7 protein-coding genes and 3 rRNA genes are annotated in these 16,679 nt (G+C 67.3%); 3 read left to right on the plus strand and 7 right to left on the minus strand.

Features of this window, described 5'->3' with window-relative positions:
• From DFJ66_RS18480 to glnA, 6 genes are all read right to left on the minus strand, one after another.
• Positions 1 to 861, minus strand: a complete 861-nt coding sequence (locus tag DFJ66_RS18480) for a GNAT family N-acetyltransferase (RefSeq protein WP_121222716.1) — start codon at positions 859 to 861, stop codon at positions 1 to 3.
• Positions 862 to 932: 71 nt separating this feature from the next.
• Positions 933 to 1,049, minus strand: a 5S ribosomal RNA gene (rrf, locus tag DFJ66_RS18485).
• Positions 1,050 to 1,151: 102 nt separating this feature from the next.
• Positions 1,152 to 4,231 (minus strand): 23S ribosomal RNA (locus tag DFJ66_RS18490).
• Positions 4,232 to 4,578: 347 nt separating this feature from the next.
• Positions 4,579 to 6,094, minus strand: a 16S ribosomal RNA gene (locus tag DFJ66_RS18495).
• Together the 16S, 23S and 5S rRNA genes form the textbook arrangement of a ribosomal RNA operon.
• A gap of 478 nt (positions 6,095 to 6,572) precedes the next feature.
• The gene (locus tag DFJ66_RS18500; RefSeq protein WP_147459301.1) at positions 6,573 to 10,496 is read right to left on the minus strand and encodes an FkbM family methyltransferase; all 3,924 of its coding nucleotides are present in this window, start codon (positions 10,494 to 10,496) and stop codon (positions 6,573 to 6,575) included.
• A 59-nt stretch (positions 10,497 to 10,555) separates the two neighbouring features.
• Complete coding sequence (gene glnA, locus DFJ66_RS18505) at positions 10,556 to 11,899, minus strand: type I glutamate--ammonia ligase (protein WP_121222720.1); 1,344 nt, start codon at positions 11,897 to 11,899, stop codon at positions 10,556 to 10,558.
• 45 nt (positions 11,900 to 11,944) lie between these two features.
• Here glnA and DFJ66_RS18510 point away from each other — a divergent pair, with 45 nt between their 5' ends.
• The 3 genes from DFJ66_RS18510 to DFJ66_RS18520 are packed head-to-tail and all read left to right on the plus strand — an operon-like array spanning position 11,945 to position 14,686.
• Positions 11,945 to 12,586, plus strand: a complete 642-nt coding sequence (locus tag DFJ66_RS18510; RefSeq protein ID WP_121222722.1) for an LppX_LprAFG lipoprotein — start codon at positions 11,945 to 11,947, stop codon at positions 12,584 to 12,586.
• On the plus strand, positions 12,583 to 14,115 hold the full coding sequence (locus DFJ66_RS18515) for an MFS transporter (protein WP_121222724.1): 1,533 nt from the start codon (positions 12,583 to 12,585) through the stop codon (positions 14,113 to 14,115). Before DFJ66_RS18510 ends, DFJ66_RS18515 begins: the two co-directional genes overlap by 4 nt.
• The gene (locus DFJ66_RS18520) at positions 14,087 to 14,686 is read left to right on the plus strand and encodes a TetR/AcrR family transcriptional regulator (protein WP_121222726.1); all 600 of its coding nucleotides are present in this window, start codon (positions 14,087 to 14,089) and stop codon (positions 14,684 to 14,686) included. Before DFJ66_RS18515 ends, DFJ66_RS18520 begins: the two co-directional genes overlap by 29 nt.
• A 692-nt stretch (positions 14,687 to 15,378) precedes the next feature.
• On the opposite strand, the gene DFJ66_RS18525 is transcribed toward DFJ66_RS18520, so the two are convergent.
• Positions 15,379 to 16,572: an MFS transporter gene (locus tag DFJ66_RS18525; RefSeq protein ID WP_121222728.1), complete on the minus strand. Its 1,194-nt coding sequence runs from the start codon at positions 16,570 to 16,572 to the stop codon at positions 15,379 to 15,381.
• Between the last annotated feature and the right edge of the window lie 107 nt (positions 16,573 to 16,679).

Below are 16,679 nucleotides of genomic sequence, written 5' to 3' on the forward strand. Positions count from 1 at the left end.
TCAGGGGCCGGGCGGGGTGAAGGAGAACTCGGCGGCGTCGGTCACCGGGCGGTAGCCGATGCGCTGGTAGATCGAGTTCGAGATCGGGTTGGCCAGGTCGGTGAACAGCACCACGTGCTCCGCGCCCTGCTTCATCGCCCACGTCGACACGGCGGCCGTGACGGCGGCGCCGTAGCCGTGCCGGCGGTGCTCCGGCGGCGTGTACACCGGGGCGACGCGGGACATGCCCTCCAGCGGGATGCTCGCCGAGGCCCACGCCACCGGCTCGTCGTCGACGACCCACAGCAGGTGCCCGGTGCCCGTGCTCAACCCGCGCTCGACGTACCGCCGGGACCGCTCGGGGTCCGGCTCGTGCGGGACGGCCTCGTCCACGAACCGGTAGTGCCACCGCTCCAGGACGTCCCGGTCGGCCTCGGTGGCGGGTCGGGCGGTGCCGGGGACGTCACGGGGAGGGTCGAGCTCGCCCAGGCGGAACAGGCGCAGCGCCTGGTTCTCCACGGCGTTCCAGCGGGTGCGCTCGGTCCACGCGAGGACGAACGCCTCGACGGAGTCCCGCTGCCCGCTGACGGCCGGCAGCTCCACGTCCGCGTCCGCCAGGGCCTCGGCCACCGCCGGCGCCCACTGCGGCGCGACGCCGGTCACCTCCAACGGGAACGGCGGGGTGCGCAGTGCCGCGGCCACGACACGTCCGCCGTCTGTCACGGTCACCAGGACCGGCGGCTCCTCGTCCGGGATCGGGTCGCGCAGGCGGAGTCCCACGACGGTGATCGGCACGGTGTGCAGCACCGGGTCCGCGGTGTAGAAGTCCCTGGTCAGAGCCCAGAACCCGGCCAGGTCGTGGTGTCTCTCGACGTGCGCCATGGCCGGACCGTAACGCAAAAAACCCTCAGGGGGCACTCGGTTATCCGAGTGCCCCCTGAGGGGGGAGTTATGTTCGGCGGCGTCCTACTCTCCCACACCCTCACGAGTGCAGTACCATCGGCGCTGGAAGGCTTAACTACCGGGTTCGGAATGGGACCGGGTGTTCCCCAACCGCTATGACCACCGAAACACTATGAAATTACCGCCCAACAGGCCCGGCGCTCGCCCTCACGGGCCCGCCTGGTCTGGTTCGGTTCTTTCAGAACCGCACAGTGGATGCGTAGCGTCTTCGTAGCAAGTCCTCGGCCTATTAGTACCGGTCAACTCCAGCCGTTACCGACCTTCCATCTCCGGCCTATCAACCCAATAGTCTCTTGGGGGCCTTAACCCACAAAGGGTGGGATACCTCATCTAGGAACGAGCTTCCCGCTTAGATGCTTTCAGCGGTTATCCCTTCCGAACGTAGCCAACCAGCAATGCCCTTGGCAGGACAACTGGCACACCAGAGGTCCGTCCGTCCCGGTCCTCTCGTACTAGGGACAGCCTTCCGCAAGTATCCTACGCGCGCGGCGGATAGGGACCGAACTGTCTCACGACGTTCTAAACCCAGCTCGCGTACCGCTTTAATGGGCGAACAGCCCAACCCTTGGGACCTACTCCAGCCCCAGGATGCGACGAGCCGACATCGAGGTGCCAAACCATGCCGTCGATATGGACTCTTGGGCAAGATCAGCCTGTTATCCCCGGGGTACCTTTTATCCGTTGAGCGACCACGCTTCCACAAGCCATGGCCGGATCACTAGTTCCGACTTTCGTCCCTGCTCGACCCGTCGGTCTCACAGTCAAGCCCCCTTGTGCACTTGCACTCGACACCTGATTGCCAACCAGGCTGAGGGAACCTTTGAGCGCCTCCGTTACCCTTTGGGAGGCAACCGCCCCAGTTAAACTACCCACCAGGCACTGTCCCTGATCCGGATCACGGACCGAGGTTAGACATCCAGTACGACCAGAGTGGTATTTCAACGACGACTCCACCATGACTGGCGTCACAGCTTCACAGTCTCCCACCTATCCTACACAAGCCGAACCGAACACCAATACCAAGCTATAGTAAAGGTCCCGGGGTCTTTCCGTCCTGCCGCGCGTAACGAGCATCTTTACTCGTAGTGCAATTTCGCCGGGCCTGTGGTTGAGACAGTCGAGAAGTCGTTACGCCATTCGTGCAGGTCGGAACTTACCCGACAAGGAATTTCGCTACCTTAGGATGGTTATAGTTACCACCGCCGTTTACTGGCGCTTAAGTTCTCAGCTTCGCCCCGAAGAGCTAACCGGTCCCCTTAACGTTCCAGCACCGGGCAGGCGTCAGTCCGTATACATCGTCTTGCGACTTCGCACGGACCTGTGTTTTTAGTAAACAGTCGCTTCTCGCTGGTCTCTGCGGCCGAAAAATCCTAGCCCGCAAGGGGCTTCAAATCCCTCGGCCCCCCTTCTCCCGAAGTTACGGGGGCATTTTGCCGAGTTCCTTAACCACAGTTCGCCCGATCGCCTCGGTATTCTCTACCTGACCACCTGTGTCGGTTTGGGGTACGGGCCGCATGAACACTCACTAGAGGCTTTTCTCGGCAGCATGGGATCACCCTACTTCGCCTCAATCGGCTATGCATCACGTCTCAGCCTACATGCAGCACGGATTTGCCTATGCTACGGCCTACACGCTTACACCAGTACTACCACTCACTGGCGGAGCTACCCTCCTGCGTCACCCCATCGCTTGACTACTACAAGTTCAGGTCCCGCGCTCCACAACAACCCTCATCCGAAGACTCGGGCTGCGCTTCGGGCGGTTAGTATCACAAGGTTCGCCATGGGCGCGTTCACACGGGTACGGGAATATCAACCCGTTGTCCATCGACTACGCCTGTCGGCCTCGCCTTAGGTCCCGACTTACCCTGGGCGGATTAGCCTGGCCCAGGAACCCTTGGTCATCCGGCGGCAGAGTTTCTCACTCTGCTTTCGCTACTCATGCCTGCATTCTCACTCGTCCAGCCTCCACACCTGGATTCCTCCGGCGCTTCGACGGCTGAACGACGCTCCCCTACCCATCCAGCATTGCTGCTGAATGACACGGCTTCGGCGGTGTGCTTAAGCCCCGCTACATTGTCGGCGCAGGACCACTTGACCAGTGAGCTATTACGCACTCTTTAAAGGGTGGCTGCTTCTAAGCCAACCTCCTGGTTGTCTGGGCGACCCCACATCCTTTCCCACTTAGCACACACTTAGGGGCCTTAGCCGGCGTTCTGGGCTGTTTCCCTCTCGACTACGAAGCTTATCCCCCGCAGTCTCACTGCCGCGCTCTCACGTACCGGCATTCGGAGTTTGGTTGATTTCGGTAAGCTTGTGGGCCCCCTAGACCATCCAGTGCTCTACCTCCGGCACGAAACACACGACGCTGCACCTAAATGCATTTCGGGGAGAACCAGCTATCACGGAGTTTGATTGGCCTTTCACCCCTAACCACAGCTCATCCCCCAGGTTTTCAACCCTGGTGGGTTCGGGCCTCCACGCAGTCTTACCCACGCTTCACCCTGGCCATGGCTAGATCACCCCGCTTCGGGTCTAGACCACGCGACTCTGACGCCCTATTCGGACTCGCTTTCGCTACGGCTACCCCACACGGGTTAACCTCGCCACGCAGCACTAACTCGCAGGCTCATTCTTCAAAAGGCACGCCGTCACCCCTAAAGGCTCCGACGGATTGTAGGCACACGGTTTCAGGTACTATTTCACTCCCCTCCCGGGGTACTTTTCACCTTTCCCTCACGGTACTAGTCCGCTATCGGTCACCAGGGAGTATTCAGGCTTAGCGGGTGGTCCCGCCAGATTCACAGCAAATTCCACGAGCTCGCTGCTACTTGGGATCCCTGAAAGGAGACGGAATGTTTTCGCGTACGGGACTCTCACCCTCTACGGCCATGCTTTCCAGACACGTTCCGCTAACAACTCCGTTTTATGACTCCTTGCCGGTCCGGCAGAACCGACGATCAGGTCCCACGACCCCGTACACGCAACCCCTGCCGGGTATCACACGAGTACGGTTTAGCCTCTTCCGCTTTCGCTCGCCACTACTCACGGAATCACGGTTGTTTTCTCTTCCTGCGGGTACTGAGATGTTTCACTTCCCCGCGTTCCCTCCACATACCCTATGTGTTCAGGTATGGGTGACCCCACATGACTGGGGCCGGGTTTCCCCATTCGGACACCCTTGGATCTCAGCTCGGTTGACAGCTCCCCAAGGCTTTTCGCAGTCTCCTACGTCCTTCATCGGCTCCTGGTGCCAAGGCATCCACCGTATGCCCTTAATAACTTGCCACAAAGATGCTCGCATCCACTGTGCAGTTCTCAAAGAACAACCAGACAACCCCACCACTACTGTCTCGCCTACCCGACAACCCGGGCGGTTCGAAGACGGGCAGAGCCCTGTGTCTTCTCGCTGAGGAAAACACTCGCGTGTTCTCTCAGGACCCAACAGCGTACCGAACAAGACTCAGAAGCCCCTCCACGACCCTTCCACGCCCCCGAGGAGGCAGTACTAACTCGCGGAACAACAACCGACCTTGCATTAGCCAGCATCCACTAATATGAGCTCCACCGATCGATCGTTCGCCGACCGCGTGGCCTCCACCATGATCCGAAGACCCCGGTGCAGATGCTCCTTAGAAAGGAGGTGATCCAGCCGCACCTTCCGGTACGGCTACCTTGTTACGACTTCGTCCCAATCGCCAGTCCCACCTTCGACCGCTCCCCCCCATACGGGTTGGGCCACGGGCTTCGGGTGTTACCGACTTTCGTGACGTGACGGGCGGTGTGTACAAGGCCCGGGAACGTATTCACCGCAGCGTTGCTGATCTGCGATTACTAGCGACTCCGACTTCACGGGGTCGAGTTGCAGACCCCGATCCGAACTGAGACCGGCTTTTTGGGATTCGCTCCACCTCACGGCTTAGCAGCCCTCTGTACCGGCCATTGTAGCATGTGTGAAGCCCTGGACATAAGGGGCATGATGACTTGACGTCATCCCCACCTTCCTCCGAGTTGACCCCGGCAGTCTCCCATGAGTCCCCGCCATAACGCGCTGGCAACATGGAACGAGGGTTGCGCTCGTTGCGGGACTTAACCCAACATCTCACGACACGAGCTGACGACAGCCATGCACCACCTGTACACCAGTCCGAAGAGGCCTACATCTCTGCAGGTTTCCGGTGCATGTCAAGCCCAGGTAAGGTTCTTCGCGTTGCATCGAATTAATCCACATGCTCCGCCGCTTGTGCGGGCCCCCGTCAATTCCTTTGAGTTTTAGCCTTGCGGCCGTACTCCCCAGGCGGGGTGCTTAATGCGTTAGCTGCGGCACGGAGGACGTGGAAGCCCCCCACACCTAGCACCCACCGTTTACGGCGTGGACTACCAGGGTATCTAATCCTGTTCGCTCCCCACGCTTTCGCTCCTCAGCGTCAGTATCGGCCCAGAGACCCGCCTTCGCCACCGGTGTTCCTCCTGATATCTGCGCATTTCACCGCTACACCAGGAATTCCAGTCTCCCCTGCCGAACTCAAGTCTGCCCGTATCGACCGCAGGCTCCACGTTAAGCGTGAAGTTTTCACGGCCGACGCAACAAACCGCCTACGAGCTCTTTACGCCCAATAATTCCGGACAACGCTCGCACCCTACGTATTACCGCGGCTGCTGGCACGTAGTTAGCCGGTGCTTCTTCTGCAGGTACCGTCACTCGCGCTTCGTCCCTGCTGAAAGAGGTTTACAACCCGAAGGCCGTCATCCCTCACGCGGCGTCGCTGCATCAGGCTTTCGCCCATTGTGCAATATTCCCCACTGCTGCCTCCCGTAGGAGTCTGGGCCGTGTCTCAGTCCCAGTGTGGCCGGTCACCCTCTCAGGCCGGCTACCCGTCGTCGCCTTGGTAGGCCATCACCCCACCAACAAGCTGATAGGCCGCGGGTCCATCCCATACCGCCGGAACTTTCCACCACAACGGATGCCCGAAGTGGTCGTATCCGGTATTAGACCTAGTTTCCCAGGCTTATCCCAGAGTACAGGGCAGGTTACCCACGTGTTACTCACCCGTTCGCCGCTCGTGTACCCCGAAGGGCCTTACCGCTCGACTTGCATGTGTTAAGCACGCCGCCAGCGTTCGTCCTGAGCCAGGATCAAACTCTCCAATAAGGATTGTGTTTGATCGCTCGAACAACACTGACACACGGACCGGAATATGGTCCATGTTGATTGCCAGTTGTCCAGTCAATCTCAAAGGAAACCTCTTGACGAGGTTCATAAATTTACTGGCTATTCGGCACGCTGTTGAGTTCTCAAAGAACACGCGCTCACCATCGTGTTCCGCGTCTTACCGCGGTTCATTCCGGGGCTTTGTGTTTCGCTTGTGTTTGAAGCTTAGCTCGTTCGTTTTCGCGGTGTCAAATCGGCCGTTTCCGGTCTCTTCGCTCCGCGCCAAACTCGCTTCGCATTCAGTTTGCTTGTTTTCTCCGTGGAACCGAGGCGGCCTTCTAGACCACTTGTTCGCTTCCGGGAGTGACGCCGCAGAACTCTACCCGGCCCGATTCGCGGTGTCAACCGCTCGTTCCGGGGTCTTGCTGGCGACTCGGTAAAAGTTACTCATGACCACGCACGAAGTCAAATCGCCTGGTCAGCGGGCTGTCGCGGGGTCGGCGGACGGCTCGCGGACCGGCACGGCCACCTGCGGAGCCGCCGGCTTCGCCTGGACCGGACGCGGGCGCAGCCACAGCGAGATGGTCCGCAGGCCCTCCATCGCGGCCACGATCTGCTCCGGCGACGCGGCCTCGCGGGTCGCGACCGGCACCAGGTCGTAGCCCCAGATGCGGAACTCCTTGAGCACCGTCACCGGGTCGTCGCCGAGGCTCTCCGTAGCGGTCGCGGAGAACTCCAGGAAGACGTGCGGGCGATCCCGGCGCAGCAGGCGCACCAGTCCGGCCAACGCGCGGTGACCGCGGCCCGGCGCGTCCACCCGGACGACGGAGAGCTTCATGCCCTGCAACGCCGGCACGGCCTCCAGCTCCTTGTCGAGCCGGGCCGACCGCACGCGCGGCGCGTCCTCCGGAGCGTCGGGAGCCAAGGGCGCGACGGACACGCCGCCGGTCAACGCGGGCTGCGTCGCCAGTTCGCCGACGCTCTCCCACGCCGCCGCGTCCACCACGACCAGCCGCTCCGCGACCCGTTCGGGCAGGTTCACAGAAACGTTGTGCCGCAGCAGTTCCCGCGCTGACGGGCACGGCTCGACCGCGACCACGGCACCGCCGGTGCCGAACCGGCTGAGCATCCGCACGGTCTGGTAGCCGACGTACGCGCCGATGTCGAGGAAGATCCCGTCCGGCTCCACGACCGAGTCGATCAGCTCGGACAGCTCGCTCTCCCACACCCCGTTGCTCGACAGCATCGGCAGCATGAAGGCGTCGTCGGACGGCAGCCGCAGCAAGCCGACCTCGGTCAACACCAGCGAGCTGCGGACGTCCGGCACCGCCTCGCCGTGCCGCTCGTGTTCGCGCACGACGACCCGGCGCAGGGCGTCGGCGGTCTGCTGGGCCTGGTTGGCGGCACGCAGGCCGGCGTCCAAGCGGTGGTCGCGGTCGCGGATGACCTCGACGACCTTCGACTCCAGCGTGTCGATCCGGTCGAGCGTGCGCTCCAGCGCGACGGCGAGCTTGTCGATGCGTTGGGCCAGCGCGTCGCCCTGCTTGGCGCGCTTGGCGGCCTCGGCGACGACGGCGTCCTCGATGTCGCGGACCCGCCTGCCCTGGCCGGCCATGTCCGCGCGCACCCGCACGACACCGTCGTCCAGGCCGAGCAGCTGGTCGGCGAGCTGGCCCTGGCGCTCGACGTGTTCCTCGATCTCGGCGCGCAGCACCTCGAGTTCGCCGAGGCCGACGCCGGTGGTCAGCTCGTCCTGGCGGCGGACCAGCTCGGACACCGTGCGCTCGACGCCGTCCACGAGCGAGTTGAGGACGTCGCGCATGTGGTTGTCGTAGTGGTCGAGCACGCGCAGGACCATCTTGCGCAGCTGCGGCGCCATCGGCGTGCGGCTGGCCGTGCCGACGTCGGGCTGGCGCAGCAGGGCGTGCTTCGCCGAGTGCAACGCCTTCATCGGGTCGGTGGCCGGGCTGGTGCGGGTGGCGGCACGGCGGGAGCGCCAGGTGCGGTAGGCGTGTTCGACGCGGTCGCGCATGAGGTCGCCGACGCGGGCGACGCTGCGGGTGCCCAGGCGGGCGCGGCCCTTCTCGCCGATGGCGCGGGCGGCCGGCAGGTCGTCGGCGAGGGCGCGCAGCAGCTTGGCAGCGGCCTGCCCGTCGGGTTCGGTGCCCTGGCGGCACGGCACGAAGACCACGGACTGCTTGTCGAACAGCTCGGCCACGGCACCGTGGTCGGCGACCAGCAGCGGGACGCCCCGGGCGGCGTGCGCGGTGAGGGCGTGGGTGACGCGGTCGCCGCGGCCGCGGTGCAGGGAGATCAGGCAGTCCACCGGGCCGAGGTCGTCGACGAGTTCGATGCGCGGGTCGGCGGCGGTGGCGAGGCGGAGGCGCTCGGCGGCTTCGGGGTGGTCGTCGGCGTGCGAGACCTCGATGCGCAGGGTGACGTCGTTGCGGTCGGGGAAGGCGGCGAGGAACGCGGACACCGCGCCGAGGACGTTGCCCTCGCGGTCGATGGCGTGGTCGGCGAGCGCTCCCAGGACGATGCCCTCGTGCTCGTCGTGCGGTTCCCGGTCGTGGATCGGCAGCGGCAGGACGCGCACGGTCGGCCCGCCGGGGCGTTCGACGGCGGCGCGGGTCGTCTCGGACGGCACCCACAACTCGTGCGCGTCGGGCGAGGCGCCGGCGTCGAGGCGGTAGTCGACGACGTGCCGGCCGGCGGGGACGGGGGTGTCGTCGACGCGGACGACGACCGGGTAGCCGAGGCCGGTGGACATGGGCAGGCCGGACGCTTTGGCGGCGGCGTGCAGGAGGTCGGCGATCGGGCCGGTGCCGAGGACGGAGACGCCGAGCTGGTCGAGCAGGGCGGGGGCGTCGGCGCGGGCGCTGGGGACGGCGGGGACGGGCAGGCGGCCCGCGGCGACGCCGGGGCCGGCGCACCAGTCGCGGAAGGCGGCGGCGTCGGTGCCGAAGGGGTCGGGGAACTGGGTCTGGAGTGCCGGGTCGCTCTGCCAGAGGGCGGCGGACCAGCGGGTGCTGCCGGGGAGGCCTTCGGCGGGTTCGCAGGCCCAGGCGAGGAAGGCGGCGGCGCCGTCCGGGCCGAACGCCGGGGCGGGGTGCGGCTGGTGCTCGGGAGCGGTGCCGGGCTGCGCGGTTCGGGACGCGGCGGCGGGCGCGGGGGAAGTGGTGGCGGGCGGCGTGGTGGGTAGTGCCGCTGGAGTGCCGTTGACCTGCGGTTTTTCGCGTTCGGCGTGGCCGCCGGCCCCCGCTTCCATTGTCTCACGGGGGGCCGACAATTCCGGCTCGGCGGGCTCGGTGGGCTCGGCGGAAGCAGGCTTCGCGGGAGCGGGCTTCGCGGGAGCGGGGTGGGCCGGCGCGGGGGTGGCGGGAGTGGGACCGGCGGGAGTGGGTGGGGTGGTTCGGGCGTGGTGGGTGGGGTTGAAGGCTGAGCCTGGGGTTTTGCGGGCTGCCTCGCGGTACGCCGTGCGCAACGGGTCCGGGATGGGGGTGCCGTCTGGCAGGCGGCCGAAGCCGTAAGGGACCTGGGTCTGGGTCCAGCCGCGTTTGACCAGGTCCGCTCGGTACGTGGTGCAGAGTTCGGCCAGTTCGCGGTGTTCCGACAGGAGCACGCGCGGGCGGTCGGCGAAGTCCGCGGAGAGCAGCCACGGGCGGCGGGGGTCGAAGCCCTCGAAGTGGACTGTGCGGAGGGGTTCGCCGAGAACCGTGAGGGTGCCGTCGGGCAGGCGGTGGAGGTCGCGTTGGCCGGCGTTCCACGCGGACAGGCCGATGGTGGCGTCGCGCAGGACGTGCAGGCTGACCAGGGCCGGGGCCGTGTCGAGGACGGCCTTGGTGGCGTCCGGGGTGCGGCGGAGTTGTTCCTCCAGGGAGCGGAGGAACGGTTCGGCGCCGGGGGCCACCGCCAGGAAGCCCGGGTCGAAGACGCCGGTTTCCAGCAGCTCGGTGGGGGTGGGGCGCAGACCGTCGTCCGGGAGGGGGCGCAGGGCGCGTGGGAGGAGGACCAAGGGGCCCTGGCGGACGGCGGCCAGGACCTGGTCGGTCAGGGGCGCCAGGACCTGCGTCCACGGGGACAGGTAGAGGACCGGCAGGCCCTGGCCCAGGAGTTGTTCCAACAGCCTCGGGCGCAGCAGGCCGCACAGTTGTGCGGCGGTGCAGCCGGTGGCCAGTTCCGCCAGCTCGGCCGGGGTCACGCCCAGGTCGGCCGGCGTGATCAGGCCCGGTCCCGAGTTCTCCGGCAGGGCGTCGACGACCAGCGCGAGGAACCGCGCCTCCGGGTGGTTTGCCAGGAAGGAGTTCGACAGCGCCTTGACCGCCGGCAGCTCGGCGGCCGTGGCCACCGTGCACGCGATCAACCGGGGAAGGGCTTCCGAACTCGCGGGCACCTCGGTCACGGTCTGCAAACCTAGCTTCTCCGAGTGCCCGGTGTGGACCACCCGCACGGGTTGTTCCCTCACAGGACCGGCAGCAGCGTTCGGAGCTCGTAGGGCGTGACGCTGCGGCGGTACTGGTCCCACTCGTTGCGCTTGTTGCGCAGGAAGTAGTCGTACACGTGTTCGCCCAGCGCCTCGGCGAGCAGCTCGGAGTTCTCCATCTCGGTCAGCGCCTCGCCCAGGTTCTGCGGCAGGTTGTCGTACCCGGCGGCGCGGCGTTCGCGGTCGGTCAGCGACCACACGTCGTCCTCGGCGGCCGGGGGCAGCTCGTAGCCCTTCTCGACGCCCTTGAGGCCGGCGGCGAGGATCACCGCGTACGCCAGGTACGGGTTGCACGCCGAGTCCAGCGACCGGATCTCCACCCGGCGGGAGGACGACTTGCCCGGCGAGTACATCGGGACGCGGACCAGCGCGGACCGGTTGGCGTGGCCCCAGCACACGGCGGTCGGGGCCTCGCCGCCGACGATGAGCCGCTTGTAGGAGTTGACCCACTGGTTGGTGACGCCGGAGATCTCGCGGGCGTGCTTGAGCAGGCCGGCGACGAACGCCTTGCCGGTGTCGGAGAGCTGGTAGGGGTCCTCGGCGTCGTAGAACGCGTTCTGGTCGCCCTCGAACAGGCTCACGTGGGTGTGCATGCCGGAGCCGGGCTGGTCGGAGAACGGCTTGGGCATGAAGCTCGCGCGCACGCCCTGCGTGATCGCGACCTCCTTCACCACGTACCGGAACGTCATGACGTTGTCGGCCATGGTCAGGGCGTCGGCGTAGCGCAGGTCGATCTCCTGCTGGCCGGGCGCGCCCTCGTGGTGGCTGAACTCGACCGAGATGCCCATCGCCTCCAGCGCCTCGATGGCGTGCCGGCGGAAGTGGGTCGCGGTCTCGTGGCTGGTCTGGTCGAAGAAACCGCCGTTGTCGGCCGGGAGGGGCTCGCTGCCGTCGTCAGGGAGGTTCTTCAGCAGGAAGAACTCCATCTCCGGGTGGACGTAGCAGGTGAAGCCCGCCTCGCTGGCCTTGGCCAGGGTCCGGCGCAGGACGTGCCGGGGGTCGGCCCACGACGGGGAGCCGTCGGGCATCGCGATGTCGCAGAACATGCGGGCCGAGTAGTGGTTGTTGTCCGGGGTCTTCCAGGGCAGGACCTGGAAGGTGGACGGGTCGGGCTTGGCGACCATGTCCGACTCGTAGACCCGCGCGAAGCCCTCGATGGCCGAGCCGTCGAAGCCGATGCCCTCGCTGAAGGCGCCTTCCAGTTCGGCGGGGGCCACCGCGACCGACTTGAGGAAGCCGAGGACGTCGGTGAACCAGAGCCGGACGAACCGGATGTCCCGTTCCTCAAGGGTGCGGAGGACGAACTCCTGCTGGCGGTTCATGTGACGAAGCCTAGGTGCGAGGCGGGTGGATCTACCATTCCGGGTATGTTCCGACGCCGCGTCCTGGTAGGCGCGCTCGCATTGCTGCTGGCCGGGTGCACGTCCTCCTCCGGTGACCTGCCCGAGGGCTCCGAGGTGCTCGGCCGGTCCGCCACCGCCATGCGGTCGGTGACCAGCACGCACTTCACGATCAAGGTGGACGGCGAGCTGCCGAACGTGACCGTGAAGGACGCCGAGGGCGACCTGAACGCCGCCGGCGACTCGAAGGGCCGGGCGAAGGTCGACCAGTTCGGGCAGCTCATCGAGGTCGAGTACGTGCTGGTGAAGTCGGACCTGTACTTCAAGGGGCCGACGGGCGGGTTCACCAAGCTGCCCGCGGCGCTGGCCGGTCAGGTGTACGACCCGACGGCGATCCTGAACCCGGACAAGGGTGTGGCGAAGGTCCTGTCCAGCGCCAAGGACGCCAAGACGGTCAGCAGCGACGGCGGGGTGACCGTGGTCGAGGCGACCGTGCCGAAGGACGTCGTGGGCGGGCTCGTGCCGGGCATCGGGGCGGACGTGAAGGGCACGTTCTCCGTGAAGGACGACAAGCTGACCAACGCGGTGTTCGCGCTGCCCAGCGGGGCGAAGGTCACCGTGGCGCTGTCGGACTTCAACAAGTCCTTCACCGTCGAACCGCCGAAGTGACCTCCCGCCGCCTGGCGATCGGCGCGGGCGCCGTCGCGGTCCTGCTCGGCGCGCTGGACGCGTACGTCGTGGTCGGCGTGCTCGTGGACATGGTGCGTGACCTGGGCATCCCGGTGAACAAGCTGGAGCGGGCCACGCCGGTCGTGACCGGGTACCTGCTCGGGTACGTGGCCGGGATGCCGCTGCTGGGTCAGCTGTCGGACCGGTTCGGGCGGCGGTTGGTGCTGCACCTGTGCCTGGGCGGGTTCGCCGTGGGCTCGGCGGTCACGGCGTTGGCCGCGGATCTGCCGCTGCTGGTGGCCGGGCGGGTGGTGCAGGGGTTGGCCGGTGGCGCGTTGCTGCCGGTGACCATGGCGCTGGTCGGTGACCTGTGGTCGGAGCGGCGGCGGGCGGGTGCGCTGGGGGTCGTCGGGGCGGCGCAGGAGCTGGGGAGCGTGCTCGGCACCCTGTACGGGGTCGGCGTGACCTCGCTGTTCAACGCCTGGTCGGTGTTCGAGTCGTGGGAGCCGCAGAGCTGGCGGTGGGTGTTCTGGGTGAACCTGCCGTTGGCGCTGGTGGCGGCGCTGGTCGTGCACCGGACCGTGCCGGGTGGGGGTCGGTCGCACGTCCGGGTCGACGTCGTCGGCGGGGCGTTGTTGGCGTTGTCGCTGTCGTTGCTGGTGGTGGGGCTGTACAACCCCGATCCGGAGCACGCCGTGCTGCCGCCTTGGGGGTGGCCGGTGCTGGGTGCGTCGGTGGTGGTGTTCGTCGGGTTCGTGTGGTGGGAGCGGCGGTCGTCGGTGCGGCTGCTGGACCTGTCGTCGGTGCCCGTGCGGCCGTTCCTGGCGACGCTCGGGGTGTCGTTGGCGGCCGGGGCGGCGCTGATGGTGACGTTGGTGGACGTCGAGTTGTTCGCGCAGACGGTGTTGCGGCGGGACTCGGCGTCGGCGGTGGCGTTGCTGGCGCGGTTCCTGGTCGCGTTGCCGGTGGGTGCGTTGGTCGGCGGGTGGCTGGCGGGTCGGGTCGGTGACCGGTGGGTGTCGTTCGCCGGGCTGGTGGTCGCTGCTCTCGCCTACGTGCTGATCGCGCGGTGGCCGGCGGACGTGGCCGGGTTCGTGCTGGCCCGGGACCTGGCGGTGGCGGGGTTCGGGTTGGGGTTGGTGATCGCGCCGGTGTCGTCGGCGGTGCTGCGGGTGGTGCCCGCGGCGCAGCACGGGGTGGCGTCGGCGGCGGTGGTCGTGGCGCGGATGACCGGGATGCTGGTCGGGGTGGCGGCGCTGTCGGCGTGGGGCCTGCACCGGTTCCGGGAGCTCACCGCGGGGTTGGACACGCCGTTGCCGTTCGGGGTGGAGCCGGCGGAGTTCCAGCGGCGGGCGGAGGCCTACCAGCGGGCGCTGGTGGACGCGCTGCTCACCGAGTACCACGAGATCTTCCTGATCACGGCCGTCGTGTGCGGGGTGGGCGCGGTGCTGGCACTGCTGCTGCCGGGGCGGCAACGGTCGGGTTGGATATCATCCGACCGTGGCGTGGAACACCGAGGAGACGCGTAGGCGGCTGTTGGAGGCCGCGGTCGTCGAGTTCGCCGCGCACGGCCTGGCCGGGACGCGCATGGAACGCATCGCCGCGCGTGCGGGCATCAACAAGGAGCGGCTCTACAACTACTTCGGGGACAAGGAGCGGTTGTTCCAGACCGTGCTGTCCGACGAACTGGCGAAGATCGCGGCGGCGGTGCCCCTGACGTCGTTGGACGACCTCGGTGAGCACGCGGGACGGTGCTACGACTACCACCTGGCCAACCCGCACCTGGTGCGGCTGCTGCAGTGGGAGGCGCTGGCGTACGGGTCCGGGCCGGTAGCCGACGAGGAAGGCCGGCGCGACCACTACGGGCGCAAGGTGGCGGCGGTGCGGTCAGCCCAGGAGGCGGGCACGATCGACGACGCCGTGGGCGCGGCCGAACTGATGTTCATGAACATGGCCCTGGCCGCGTGGTGGGTGGCAGTACCGCAGGTGGCCCTCATGGTGACCGGCACGGAGGACCACGCGGCCCGGCGTGCGGCCGTGGTGGCTGCCGCACGCCGGATGGCAGGGATGCGCCAACCCTCGACCGACTCGACCGAGTGATCGTTCCCGGCGCGCACCAGGTCTTTGGCGCGCACAGCGCGGCTTTTCGCTTTCCGGCGCGCGCAGCGCGCTTTGTGTGGTGGTCTCAACACAGGTGGAGGGCCTCGGTTCCCCCGCCGTATGGCCTGCCCGAAGGGCTACCACATTTTCCAGGGGTTGCAGCCGAAAGTTTTGCGAGGAACGAGCAAAAGTTTTAGCGGCAACCCCTGGAAAATGTGGTTGGCTCCGCCAGGCCATACGGCGGGGGAACCGACGCCCTTCACCCCCCGCTGGCGGCCTGCCGCGCGGCGAGCGCCGCTTTTGATCTTTCGAGCGCGCAGCGCCCCCAAGAGCGCGAAGCGCGTTCGGCTTGAGAGCGAAGCGTTCAGTTCAAAGATTAAAAGAGCCTCGCCGGCGGGCAGGCCGCCAAGGATGACCAACTGCAACTGCGGGGGCTTCTTGCTTTTGTCATCCCCGTATGGCCTGGCGGAGCCTACCACAGATTTCCCCGGGTGCCGCTAAAACTTTTTGCTCGTTCCTCGCAAAAACTTTCGGCTGCACCCGGGGAAATCTGTGGTAGCCCTTCGGGCAGGCCATACGGGGATGACAAAAGCAAGAAGCCCGAGTTGAGTTGTGTCCTTCCGGCGGACTGCCGCTCGGCAAGGCAGGCGGACTACCGCTCGGCGAGGCGGACTGCCCGCTCGGGGTGCGGTCTAGGTGCGTCTGGCGCCGAAGGTCAGGATGGTCGCCGCTGTCACCAGGATGGCTGCGAGCACCACGCAGACCACGGCGAAGCCGGCGGGCAGCAGGGCCGCGACCAGGACCGGGCTGATGCCGCCGCCGAGGCCGACCAGGAAGGCGTAACCGGCCAGCCCCGCGCCGCGCGCCTCGCCCGACGCCTGGCCGACGACCGCCACCAGCGACGGCACCGCCACGGCCAGGCCCGCCACGAAGACCGCGCTGCCCACCAGCACCCCGACGATCCCGCCGGTCACCGCCTCGACGCCCAGGCCGACCGCGGCCGTGAGCAGGGCCGAGACCGCGACGCGGTGGGGGCCGTAGCGGGCGATCAGGGGGCCGGCGAAGGCGCCGAGCACGATGCCGGGCAGGCCGGGGAGGCGAAGCAGGAGGAGCGTGCCGGCGTCGTGGATGTCGTAGCGTTCGCCGACCGTTGCGCTGAGTGCGGTGTACATGCCGACGAACGTGAGCAGCAGGGTCAACGCGCCGGGGTAGGCCGTCAGCAGGGCCGGGGTGCGCAGGAGGCGGCTGAACGCGCGCCACGGGGCGCCGGTGCGGCGGGGGACGGCGGGTAGGCGGGTCAGGGCGAAGGCCGTGGCCAAGAGCAGCGGCACTAGCAGCCAGAAGACCCAGCGGGGGCCGGCGGCGCGGTCCACGCCCAGGGCGTAGGCCTGGCCGACCAGGCCCGCCAGCAGGAACGAGCTGGACACGGCGGTCACGCCGACGGCGCGGCGGGCGGGTGGCAGGACCTCGGCGGTGTAGGCGAGGGAGACCGCGGGGACTGCCGCCGCCAGGAAGCCCTCGGCCACGCGGGCGGCCAGCAGGAGGCCGAACGAGTCGGCCGCGCCGGCGACGACGCAGGTCAGGGCGCCGATGGTGAGGCCGATGGCCATGACGTACCGGCGGTCGTAGCGGTCGGAGGCGGTGCCGAAGAAGAGGTTGCCCAGGGCGAACGCGAAGCCGAACCCGCCGCCCACCCAGGCGGCGGTGGTCAGCGGGACGGAGTGGCGGGCCGCGATGCCCGGCAGCAGGGGGACGGTCAGGTACAGCTGCGCGACCGCCAGGACGGCGGCGGTCATGAGCACGCCCACGATCACGGGCGGCGGGACGAGCCGGGCGGGGGCCGTGGGGGTGGCCGTCGCCGTGGACGGCTGTGGTGTGTCGGACATGGAATTCTCCAACCAGGTCGTTGGAGATCAACCTAGCGGTCAACTCCAACGGTGGAGATGGAGTGTGAGCGGGCTCACGAATGGGTGAATGGTGCGCCCAGGTGGGC

The organism is Saccharothrix variisporea, from assembly GCF_003634995.1.
Taxonomy (GTDB): Bacteria; Actinomycetota; Actinomycetes; order Mycobacteriales; family Pseudonocardiaceae; genus Actinosynnema; species Actinosynnema variisporeum.

What these genes read in the sequence shown, in the direction of transcription:
- DFJ66_RS18480 (WP_121222716.1), bottom strand. Translation starts at nt 861, where the DNA reads ATGGCGCACGTCGAGAGACACCACGACCTGGCCGGGTTCTGGGCTCTG.
- glnA (WP_121222720.1), bottom strand. Translation starts at nt 11,899, where the DNA reads ATGAACCGCCAGCAGGAGTTCGTCCTCCGCACCCTTGAGGAACGGGAC.
- DFJ66_RS18510 (WP_121222722.1), top strand. Translation starts at nt 11,945, where the DNA reads ATGTTCCGACGCCGCGTCCTGGTAGGCGCGCTCGCATTGCTGCTGGCC.
- DFJ66_RS18525 (WP_121222728.1), bottom strand. Translation starts at nt 16,572, where the DNA reads ATGTCCGACACACCACAGCCGTCCACGGCGACGGCCACCCCCACGGCC.